This window comes from Pseudomonas sp. GW821-FHT09C09 (genome assembly GCF_059418105.1).
This window is the reverse complement of the sequence record NZ_JBWKPF010000006.1, coordinates 173,287-184,059: the sequence shown is the minus strand read 5'-3', so window position 1 is coordinate 184,059 and position 10,773 is coordinate 173,287. Positions and strand designations below refer to the sequence as shown.

Annotated in this window: 5 protein-coding genes; 4 read left to right on the top strand and 1 reads right to left on the bottom strand. The window is 62.8% G+C overall.

Annotated features, from left to right (window positions below):
• Positions 1-186: 186 nt before the first annotated feature.
• On the bottom strand, positions 187-6,597 hold the full coding sequence (locus AC07NR_RS20505; RefSeq protein ID WP_495079300.1) for an amino acid adenylation domain-containing protein: 6,411 nt from the start codon (positions 6,595-6,597) through the stop codon (positions 187-189).
• Between the two features lie 491 nt (positions 6,598-7,088).
• Here AC07NR_RS20505 and AC07NR_RS20500 point away from each other — a divergent pair, with 491 nt between their 5' ends.
• The 4 genes from AC07NR_RS20500 (at position 7,089) to AC07NR_RS20485 (ending at position 10,597) form a co-directional block, all read left to right on the top strand.
• The gene (locus tag AC07NR_RS20500; protein WP_085708573.1) at positions 7,089-7,883 is read left to right on the top strand and encodes a helix-turn-helix transcriptional regulator; all 795 of its coding nucleotides are present in this window, start codon (positions 7,089-7,091) and stop codon (positions 7,881-7,883) included.
• Between the two features lie 60 nt (positions 7,884-7,943).
• Positions 7,944-9,356 carry an AdeC/AdeK/OprM family multidrug efflux complex outer membrane factor gene (adeC, locus tag AC07NR_RS20495; RefSeq protein ID WP_495079299.1) on the top strand — a complete coding sequence of 471 codons (1,413 nt, stop codon included), beginning with the start codon at positions 7,944-7,946 and terminating at the stop codon, positions 9,354-9,356.
• A gap of 156 nt (positions 9,357-9,512) precedes the next feature.
• Positions 9,513-10,118, top strand: a complete 606-nt coding sequence (locus tag AC07NR_RS20490; protein WP_085708575.1) for an SCO family protein — start codon at positions 9,513-9,515, stop codon at positions 10,116-10,118.
• Complete coding sequence (locus tag AC07NR_RS20485) at positions 10,118-10,597, top strand: copper chaperone PCu(A)C (RefSeq protein ID WP_085708576.1); 480 nt, start codon at positions 10,118-10,120, stop codon at positions 10,595-10,597. Before AC07NR_RS20490 ends, AC07NR_RS20485 begins: the two co-directional genes overlap by 1 nt.
• The last annotated feature ends 176 nt before the right edge of the window (positions 10,598-10,773 follow it).

The following is a 10,773-nucleotide window of genomic DNA, read 5'->3' as shown; positions in this document are numbered from 1 at the left end:
GGGGGTAACCTGCTGTAAATTCGGGAAAAAAGGAGCGCGCAGCGGCGAATCCGTGCGGCCACGCGCAGCCCGGAAAAGCTAAAACATCGGGGCTTGGGTGTCTGACATGGGAAGCGGGGACAAGCCCCGTGACCGGCCAGTCATGGCGTCGATCCGCGGGAACTGCGAATCGACGCCGATGTCGGCTCAGAGCCGGCGTTTGCGGTTGAGCGTCGGTATGGTGGTTTGCGGGACTTCAACCTGTCTGGCCTGCGCCGAAGTCTGGGCCGCCAGCGCGGCCAGGGTCGGTTGGCTGAACAGCGTGCGGGCATCGACATGCAGCCCGGCCTGACGCATGCGCGCCACCAGACTGACCGCCAGCAACGAATGCCCGCCGAGTTCGAAGAAGTGATCGTTGCGCCCGACCTGCTCCAGTTGCAGCACCTCGGCCCAGATCTGCGCCAGCCTGATTTCGACCTCTCCTTCGGGCGCCTCGTAGCGACGACTGAGCACCGCCTCCGCCCCCGGTGCCGGCAAGGCCTTGCGATCGACCTTGTCGTTGGGGGTCAGGGGCAACGCATCGAGCTTCACGTAGGCGCCCGGCGCCATGTACTCCGGCAAACGCTCCAGCACGTGGGCGCGCAAGCTTTCGATACGTGGCGCGTCGAAGCCTTCGCGGACGGTGAAATACGCCACCAGTCGCTCGTCCCGCACCAGCACCACCGCTTCACGCACCGCCGGATGCTCGATCAGCCGCGCCTCGATTTCCCCCGGCTCCAGACGCAGGCCACGCAGTTTGACCTGGAAGTCGTTGCGCCCGAGGAATTCGAGGTTGCCGTCCGCCCGGTAGCGCACCAGATCGCCGGTGCGGTACAGGCGATCACCGGCCACGAACGGGCTGTCGATGAAGCGCTCGGCCTGCATGTCCGGAAGTCCCAGATAACCCCGCGCGACCCCGACCCCGCCGATGTGCAAGTGACCGCTCACCCCGAATGGCACCGGTTGGTCGTGGGCATCCAGCACGTAGAGTCGGGTGTTGCTCAACGCCTTGCCGATTGGCACCACCGCTTCCGGCACCGATTGATCCGGCTCCAGCGTCCAGCCGGTACTGTCGACCGTGGTTTCGGTCGGGCCGTAAACGTTATGCAGACGCACCCATGGCAGGCGCTCGCGGACGCGCCGGGCCAGTGCGGCCGTCAGTTCACCGCCACCGTTGAGCACGTCGGTCAGGCTGGTGCACTGGCTGACATCGTCCTGCTCGATGAACTGTTGCAGCAGCGCCGGCACGAACTTGACCACGGTGATCTGCCGTTGGCGAATCACCTGGGTCACATAGGCCGAATCGCGGTTGCCGTCGGGACGCGCCAGCACCAGCCGCAGGCCTGAACACAGCGGCCAGAAGATCTCCCACACCGAACTGTCGAAACTGAACGGCGCCTTCTGCAACAGCGCGCCGTGCCCGGTCGGCGGGCTGATCTGCGAACCCCAGTGCACCATGTTGCAGGCGCTGCGGTGCTCGATCATCACGCCCTTCGGCGTGCCGGTGGAACCCGAGGTGTAGATCATGTAGGCCAGGTTCGCAGCGCTCAAACCCGGAACTTGCAGGTTATAGGCCGGTGCTTCCTGCCAGGTGCAACGGTCGAAATCGATGACCGGCACACCGGGATCATTCAGCAGATTGCGGGTGGCCTCGTGTACCAGCACCGCCACCGGGGTGCTGTCTTGCAACATGTAATGCAGGCGATCCAGCGGATAGTCGGGATCCAGCGGCACATACGCGCCGCCCGCCTTGAGAATGCCCAGCAGGCCGACTATCAAATCCGGGCTGCGTTCGACGCAGATCGCCACCCGGGAATCGGGCTGCACGCCTTGCTCGCTTAGGTGATGCGCCAAGCGGTTGGCCTGCTCATTCAACTGGCGATACGTCAGCTGTTGTTCACCGGCCTGCAAGGCGATGGCGTCAGGACGGCGTTGCACCTGCTGCTCGAACAACACCTGAAGCGGCTGATCGATCGGGCAATCGACTTCGCTGGCATTGAACTCGACCAGCAGTTGTTCAAGCTCCGCCGCCGGCAGGATCGACAAGCGATTCAGCGGCTGTTGCGGCGCTTGCTCCAGCGCATCGACCAGCGCCTGCAACGCGGTTTGCACGTAGTCGCCGATGCGCCGGGCGCCGATGCTGATCAGGGTTCGCGTGGTGATCTGCAAGGCGCTGCCCAGGTCATCGACGCTCAAGGTCAGCGGGTAGTTGGTGCGTTCTTCGTTATCCAGGGTCTGGATGCCTTGCCAGGCCGGATCCGCCGTCGATTCCTGCACCTCAAGATCGGTGTGCCGATAGTTGAGCAGCGCACTGAATAGCGGTGCCGGTGACGCAACACCGCTGCACCGCTGGGCCAACGCCAGCGATGCATGCTCATGCCCGAGCAGGTCGGTCAGTCGGGCGTGGGTAAGCAACACGGCATCACGCGCGCCTCGGTCCATGTCCACTCGCAAAGGCAAGGTGTTGATGAACACCCCGAGCGCCCGGTCCGCGCCCTCGCCGCCCTGCATGCGGCCCATGAACACGCTGCCGAACACCACACGTTCCTGCCCCGAGGTCACCGCCAGCACCTGCGCCCAGGCCAGGTGAATCAGGCTGGCCACGCTGACGCCTGCCTGCCGTGCTTGCAGACGCAAGCGGCGATCCAGTTCAGGCGCAAGGGTTCGCACGGCTTCGTCGATGCCGCGCCCGTCGCCCTGCACGTCCTGCAAACCGAACGGCAGGGTCGGCTCGTCGATGTCGGCAAGCATTTCGCGGAAGAACGCTTCGTGTTCCTGCTCGCTGACACCGAGCCGGGTCTGGGCCACGTAATTGCGATACGGCACCGCTGGCGGCAACGGCTCACCCTGCCCCAGCAGGTTGGCGCGCATTTCATGGCGCAGGACTTCCAGGGCGATGTGATCCAGCGCCAGGTGATGGAACAACAGAATCGCCACGATCCGCCCATGGGCCGGATCGCGGGCATACATCAGCCGGATCAGCGGCGCCTGACTGACGTCGATGCGATAACGCCGGGCATCGAAGCGCTCATGCAGCTGCGCGAGGACATCGCCCTCAGCCGAGTCGAGCATGATTTCCTGCACCGGCAATTCAGCCTGGCGCCAGACCACCTGCACTGGCGTGGTCAAGCCTTCCCAGACCACCGCAGTGCGCAAAATGTCGTGCCGCGCCATGACCTGACGCAACGCGGCCGCATAGGCCTCGACCCGCTCGACGCTGTCGAACGCCAACTGCGATTGCAGCAGGTACGGATCGCCTTGGGCGGCGGTGATGTGGTGATAAAGGATGCCTTCCTGTAACGGCGCCAGCGGGTAAATGTCCTGCACGTTGGCTGCGCCACCCGGCACAGTGGCGATGATCCGGTCGAGGGTGGTTTGATCCAGCTCGACCAACGGCAATAGGTCCGGGGTGATCTGCGTGCAACCCGGCGGAATGCGGTTGGCCGGCACTTCGACCTCACGGCCAGTGCCCACCGACGCGGCCAGCGCCGCCAGGGTCGGCTGGCCGAACAGCACGCGCACGTCGCTGCTCATGCCAAGCTGGCGCATGCGCTCGATCAGATTGACCGCCAGCAACGAATGCCCGCCCAGCTCGAAGAAGTGATCGTGACGCCCGACCTTTTCGACTTGCAGCACCTCGGCCCAGATCTGCGCCAGGAGGATTTCGACGTCACCATTCGGCGCTTCGTACTCGCGGCGGATCAACGCTTCCGGCCCCGGAGCCGGCAACGCCTGGCGATCCAGTTTGCCGTTGGCTGTCAGCGGCAACGCCGTCAAGCGCACGTAGGCCGATGGAAGCATCGCGCTGGGCAGACGGGTTTGCAGATGGGCATGCAGCTGCGTGATGTCCAGCGGTTGGCGCTCGGTGAACCAGGCCAGCAACTGCCCGTCGCGCACCTGCACCACCGCATCACGCACCGATTCATGACTGCTCAACGCGGCTTCGATTTCGCCGGGTTCGATGCGTACGCCACGGATTTTCACCTGATCGTCGTTGCGGCCCAGATATTCGATATTGCCGTCCTGGCGCCAGCGTGCGAGGTCGCCGGTGCGGTACATCCGCGCGTTGGGCTGGCCGCTGAACGGATCGTCGAGAAAGCGTTCGGCGGTCAGTTCCGGCCGGTTGAAGTAACCCCGCGCTACCCCGGCACCGCCGACGTAGAGCTCACCGGCCACGCCAATCGGCACCGGTCGCTGTCGGTCATCCAGCAGATAGGTCGTGGCGTTGCTCACGGGTTTGCCGATGTGCAGCGTCCGGCCCGGTTCGATGCGACCTGAGGTGGCGACCACCGTCGCTTCGGTCGGGCCGTAGTTGTTGATCACCTCAAACGTTTGCTCACGATTGAACTGACGCAGACGGTCACCGCCGATCAGCAGCGTGCGTAAAGTCGGATGTTCGAGGTGGCGGCTGAAGGCGTATTCGGCAATCGGGGTCGGCAGGAAACTCACGTCCAGCGGTTGTGCGCGCCACCAGTCGAGCAGCGCGTCGATGTCTTCGCCGCCGTCGCGGGACGGCGCCAGGTGCAGGGTCGCGCCGACGCACAATGCGGGCCAGACTTCCCAGGCCATGGCGTCGAAACCAAAACCGGCGAGGCTTGACGTGTGACCTCCAGCATTCAGATCAAAAGCCTCACAGTGCCAGTCCACCAGATTCGACAGGGTGCGATGTTCGACCATTACGCCTTTGGGCTGGCCGGTGGAACCGGAGGTGTAGATCACGTAGGCCAGATGCGCGGTGGTCAGGCCCGAGACCTCGGGGTTGAGATCGTTGACCGGCCAGGTGCGCGAGTCGATGTCGATCAGCGGTACATTCAGCACCGGCAGACGTTCACGCAGATTGCCTTGGGTCAGGACTACGACCGGCGCGCTGTCGCTCAATAAATAGCTCAAACGTTCCGCAGGATGGGCCGGATCGACTGGCACATAACCGGCGCCGGACTTGAGGATTGCCAGCAGCGCGACCAGCGTGTCCAGCCCTCGACGGGCGACCAGCGCAACACGGTCATCGGGTCGCACACCGAGCCCGATCAAATGATGGGCCAGGGCGTTGGCCTTTCGGTTCAGCTCGGCATAGGTCAGCCGTTGTCCCCGGGATTCTGCAGCCACCGCATCCGGCCGCATCGCCGCTTGCGCTTCGATGCGCTGATGGATGGTCAGCCCGTCGGAGTAATCGGCGCGGGTGTCATTCCACTCTTGCAGCAAGATCGACTCGGCTGGCAGGTTCAGACTGAAATCGCCCACCGCCAGCGAGGTGTCTTCAAGCCCCTGCTCCAGCACCCACAGCAATCGGCCGCACAGCGCCGCGATTTCATCCGCGTCAAAGTAGGCCTCGTTGTACACCAGGTACAAACTGTCCTCTTCGTCGCCACGGCTGCTCAACAGGTGCACGGACAGCGGCGTGCCCTCTTCGTGGTTGGACACTTTGACCACCCGCCCCCGGGCCTCTCCGTAGCGGTATTCATGGGCGTCCCGCTCGTAGGAGACGGTCACTTCGAACAGCTGTGAACGATCCTCGCGCAGCAGACCCAGCGCACGGTTCATCTCACTCAGGGGAAAACGCTGATGGCGAAAATCCTGTTTCAGCTCATCGCGAACGGCCTTGACCAGCGCACCGAACGCCTGCTCGCGTCCGAACCCCATGCGCACGGCGCTGACCTGGGTGAACAGCCCCAGGGTCGACTTGAAACGGGCCCCGGATCGATTGAGCAACGGCAAGCCCACCACCCACTCATCACGCTGGCCAGTGCGGCTGAAGTACACATGCATCGCCGCCAGCAGGAAGTGCAGCGCCGAAGCCCCGTATTCTGCGGCCACCTGCTTCATACGGTCGTGAAGGCGGGCCGGAAACACCTGCGAGAAAATCCGCGTCGGTGCCGTCGCGCCGGCAAAGCGTTCCTGATAGCGCGGCAACAACAGCGGCTCGGGAAGATGCCGGTATTTGTCCAGCCAGTACGCACGGTCACGCGCGTAGCGGGCGGACTCGTAATATCGTGCGTCGTCATGGATGAAGTCGACATAGGACGGCGCCGAATCCGGCGGCTGTTGCCCGAGCGCCAGGGCGTTGTAGATCTCGTCGAGGGACTTGAGCATTTCGCCAAAGCCCCAGCCATCGACAATCAGGTGGTGGGCCTGGAGCGAAAACCAATGGCAGCGATCATCGAGACGGATCAGGCAGAAACGGAACAGCGGGCCGCCGTCCAGCGTGAACGGCAGTTCGATGCGCTCCTGGGTCAATCGGCGCGCCGCCGTCTCCGGCTCGGGATGGGCACTGAAGTCATGGAACGGCATCGGCACCGGCATCGAGGGCGCAAAACGCTGCAACGGCAGACCGTGCTCACCGGCCCCCAGCAGCAGGCTGGTGCGCAAGGCGTCATGCCGTGCCACGAGGCCTTCAAGGGACGCGTGCATCAACGCAGGGTCAAGGGCGCCGGTCATCTCGACATAACCACCGATGTTGTACACCGGCGAATCCCCCTGACGCAGTTGATCGAGCCAGATGTCACGCTGGGCAGCGGTCAGCGGGAAGGCTTCGGAAATCGCGGACAGACCGTCCGCCGCATCGGCAGCAAATTGGTTCATAAGATCCGTCTCATGTGATTTGGCGCGTATTCAAGCATCGGCCCCGAAACCCGCATGACACGTAAAACCCGGACAACTCCCCCCTCTTTACCCCGCCCCGAGGGGCGCCAGCCCCGGACAAGTCAGTTATTCCCCCGAAAGTTCGGAAAGAAATGGCTGAAAATCCTGTAGGACAATCGCCACACGCTATTACCGACCAGCGCCTCGCAAATGTTGGACGCGGCGGTGCGAGCCCCGAATTTCGGGGTTCCCACTAGACCGTACAGTCACGGACTACGAGTCCTTACACATTGATCTGACAGAAACGTGACGCCATTTTTTCGGAATTAGTGGCACTTTGTGTCCCCGTTTTCCCCTACAGACGTAGGACAAATGCATAGGCTTAAATCCCGCTCCAGATCGATTTCAAGGAGAAACGCTGGTTGGCGGTTTCACAGGTGTATGCACGGCAGATGATTCGGCAATGGCTTTAAATCAGGGATGACAAGGATATGAATCTGACCGGCAGTCTTCGCAACATGGAAAACCCGCACTTCTACTGGCAACTGGGCGAGTTGATCGCCAGTACGGGGAACGAACGATTCGCCTCCAACATGTTTCAGTTGGTCGACACCCTGGTGCCGGTCAACCGGGTCGATCTCAGCGAATGGACACTCGACGAGCGCGAGGCTAGCGTGGTCGAGATCAAGGCCCTGGGCAGCGCCGGTTTGCCGGATACCTTCCCGCCCCCGGACCCGCTGCAATGCCAGGACGATCATCCGCTGTTGCAGAAGATGATCGAGATGAATGACTCGCTGTTGATTCAACTCAAGGCCTCGCTGCAGCAACGACACCCGCACCACAGCGTCCACCAGTGCAATCTGGTGTCACGCACCTCCAACCGCCGCTGTGTCATCTCATTCTGCCGCCCTCACACGCACCGGGTGTTTTCCCTGCCGGAGCTGTCGTTTCTCAAAAGCCTGTCCGACACCCTGCTGCCGTTGATCGAGCGTCATGCGCAGATCCGTCGTCAAATCATCGCCAGACAACCGCGTCCACTTCAGGCCGATCAGGAGCAGACACCGTTGCAGCAGGTGTTCGACGAGCGCCTGGCACTGGGCGACATCACCCTGTCAGTGCGCGAGAAGGAAGTCTGCCTGGGCCTGCTGACCGGCGGCACCGTGCCGCAGATGGCCGAGCGGTTGCGGGTCAAGAACAGCTCGATCGAGACCTACCTCAAGCGCGCGGCGGCCAAACTCGGGGTCAGCGGGCGTCACGGTCTGGCGAAATGGATGGCCGGGGCCTGATCCGGCGTTTTCTCATCACGGGCCTTCGCGCCCACTCCTATTTGTGAACGAGGCTGTTTGATGTCCAGGTTGCCGATCTCCCTGCTGTCCATGGCGTTGCTGATGGGCGGCTGCTCGCTGATTCCCGATTACCAGCGCCCGGCGTCACCCAGCGCGGCGCAGTATCCAAAAGGCCCCGCCTACCCTGCGCCAACCCGGACCACGACCGCTGTCGAGGACTGGCGCGGGCTGTTCAATGACCCGGCGTTGCAGCAATTGATTGAAAGCGCACTGGTCAACAACCGCGACTTGCGCGTTGCGGCACTGAATGTCGAAGCATTCCAGGCGCAGTACCGCATCCAGCGCGCCGATCTGCTGCCGGCAGTTTCAGCCAATGCCAATGAGCTGCGCCAACGGGTGCCGGCGACCGTGACCAAAACCAAAGCGGCGATCACCTCGACCTACTCGGCGAACCTCGGCATCAGCGCCTACGAACTGGATTTTTTCGGCCGGGTCCGCAGCCTCAGCGAGCAGGCCTTGATGAGCTGGCTGGCCACCGAAGAAGCCCGCCGCAGTGCGCAACTAAGCCTGGTGGCCAACGTCGCCAACGCCTACCTGACCTGGCGCGCCGACCAGGAGTTGCTGGCCCTGGCCCAGGAAACCCTGGCAGCTGACGAGAAAAGCCTGCACCTGACCACCCGCAACCGGGAGGCCGGCAAATCCTCGGCGCTGGATCAGATCCAGGCGCAGACCAGCGTCGACAGCACCCGTGCCAGCCTCGCCCGCTATCAACGCCAGGTGGCCCAGGACCTTAATAGCCTGACGTTGCTGGTCGGGGCGCCGGTTCCGGAAACCCTGCCGGCGCGCCCGCTGGCCAGTGATCTGGTGGCGCAAATACCGGCCGGGTTGCCGTCGGATCTGCTGCAACGCCGGCCGGACATTCTCCAGGCCGAATACAAGCTGAAAGCTGCCAACGCCAATATCGGCGCAGCCCGGGCGGCGTTTTTCCCCAGTGTCAGCCTGACCGCCAATGCCGGCACGTCGAGTCGGGACCTGTCGGGGCTGTTCAAGGGCGGCTCCGGTGCCTGGACCTTCCAGCCGCAGATCAACCTGCCAATCTTCAACGCCGGCAGCCTGCGCGCCAGCCTCGATTACGCGAAGCTGCAGAAGGACATCACGGTCGCCGAATACGAAAAGACCATTCAGACAGCATTTCAGGAAGTGTCCGATGGACTCGCCGCGCGGGAGACCTATCAGCAGCAGCTACAGGCCCAACGCGATCTGGTGCAGGCGACTCAGGACTACTACGACATGGCGCAGCACCGCTACCGGACCGGTGTCGACAGCAGCCTGACATTTCTCGATGCCCAGCGTTCGCTGTTCAGTTCGCAGCAAGGTCTGATCTCCGACCGGTTGGCGCAACTGGTGGCGCAAGTGAACCTGTACACCGCCCTGGGCGGTAGCTGGAGCCCTGCGGAACCGTCGCCGCAATAACCGCAGGTCATGTTTTCTTACACCTTTTGTCGCCAGATCTGACATCCGTCGGTGATCAAAAACCGACCTGCCGGTTCATTTTGGTATCATGCGCCGCTTTTACGGTTAACCCCCCGCCTGTCTTGCTGACCGGCGGGCTGCAAAAGGCGGTATTAGATGACGGCTTTGTTGACTCGCCGCAAGGTGCTTGCGGGAATGGGCGTGCTCGGTCTGGGCCTGCTCGCCGGCTGCGACACCCGTGGCCAACTGTCGTACAAGTACGGCAAGGATCTGAGCGACAAGATCCTCGGACGCACCTTCAAGCTCAAGGACACCGAAGGCAACACCGTGACGCTGTCGAGCTTTCGCGGCCTGATGCCGATGATTTTCTTCGGTTTCACCCAATGCCCGGCCGTCTGCCCGACGACCCTGGCCCGCGCGGCGAAAATCAAGAAGCTGATGGGCAAGGATGGCGACATCCTGCAAGTGGTGTTCATCACCCTCGACCCGGAACGCGACACGCCGCAAATCCTCGACGCCTACGTCAAGACCTTCGACCCGAGCTTCGTCGCCCTGTACGGCACCCTCGAGGAAACCAAGGCCACCGCCAAGGAATTCGACGTCTTCTACGAAAAAGTCCCTGCCGGCGACACCTACACCCTGTCGCACACGTCCACCAGTTATGTCTACGACACCCGCGGCAACCTGCGCGTGGGTCTGTCCCAATCGCTTTCTGCACAAGAGTGTACGGAAGATTTGCAAACCGTCATGGAGGTCTGCTGATGAACCCTTTTCTGAACAACATCAAACGTGCCGCACTGGGCCTGTCCCTGCTGGGCCTGGCCTTCCAGGTTTCCGCGCAGACCAGGGTCGATGACGCCTGGGTCCGTGCAACCGTGCCGAACCAGTCGGCCAGCGGCGCGTTCATGACCGTCACCGCCGACAGCGACAGCAAGCTGCTCAGCGTTGCTTCGCCGGTGGCCAAGGACGTACAGATTCATGAAATGACCATGAAGAACGACGTGATGAGCATGGGCCCGGTCAACTCGGTCGACCTGCCGGCCGGCAAGGCTGTGAAGTTCGATCCGAACGGCTACCACGTGATGCTGATGGGCCTGAACGGTCAACTGAAGGAAGGCGAAACCGTGCCGCTGACCCTGACCGTGGAAAATGCCAAGGGCGAGAAACAGGCCATCGAAGTCCAGGCGCCAGTACGCTCGTTGACCAACATGGAAGGCCACGATCACAGCAAGATGCATTGATCGCTGGCTGACGGCTTTACGGCTTCAAAAAACAAACGGGGCGGCACGATCGACGATCATGTCGCCCCGTTTGCGTCTGCACCGTCATGTCACCGCGGACACGGATAAACAGCCTGAAACAATTAATCCCCCTCCTGCTTCGCCCCTGAAAAATGCGGCCCTTGCCGCTGATACGG

Excerpts from the sequence above, each read along its gene's own strand:
- AC07NR_RS20505 (WP_495079300.1), bottom strand. The coding sequence starts at position 6,597 with ATGAACCAATTTGCTGCCGATGCGGCGGACGGTCTGTCCGCGATTTCC.
- AC07NR_RS20500 (WP_085708573.1), top strand. The coding sequence starts at position 7,089 with ATGAATCTGACCGGCAGTCTTCGCAACATGGAAAACCCGCACTTCTAC.
- adeC (WP_495079299.1), top strand. The coding sequence starts at position 7,944 with ATGTCCAGGTTGCCGATCTCCCTGCTGTCCATGGCGTTGCTGATGGGC.
- AC07NR_RS20490 (WP_085708575.1), top strand. The coding sequence starts at position 9,513 with ATGACGGCTTTGTTGACTCGCCGCAAGGTGCTTGCGGGAATGGGCGTG.
- AC07NR_RS20485 (WP_085708576.1), top strand. The coding sequence starts at position 10,118 with ATGAACCCTTTTCTGAACAACATCAAACGTGCCGCACTGGGCCTGTCC.